The organism is Secundilactobacillus pentosiphilus, from assembly GCF_002217985.1.
Taxonomy (GTDB): domain Bacteria; phylum Bacillota; class Bacilli; order Lactobacillales; family Lactobacillaceae; genus Secundilactobacillus; species Secundilactobacillus pentosiphilus.
This window is the reverse complement of sequence record NZ_BCMI01000112.1, coordinates 1-207: the sequence shown is the minus strand read 5'-3', so window position 1 is coordinate 207 and position 207 is coordinate 1. Positions and strand designations below refer to the sequence as shown.

1 rRNA gene is annotated in these 207 nt (G+C 48.3%); it reads left to right on the top strand.

Features of this window, described 5'->3' with window-relative positions:
• Nucleotides 1-23 precede the first annotated feature (23 nt).
• A 16S ribosomal RNA gene (locus CES81_RS13275) occupies nt 24-207 on the top strand; the annotation flags it as partial.

Below are 207 nucleotides of genomic sequence, written 5' to 3'. Positions count from 1 at the left end.
TATTAATGAGTCACAAACAATCATAAATTGAGAGTTTGATCCTGGCTCAGGACGAACGCTGGCGGCGTGCCTAATACATGCAAGTCGAACGCATCCCGCTGAATTGAAGTGCTTGCACTGATTTTCAGCATTGGATGAGTGGCGAACTGGTGAGTAACACGTGGGTAACTTGCCCAGAAGCGGGGGATAACACTTGGAAACAGGTGC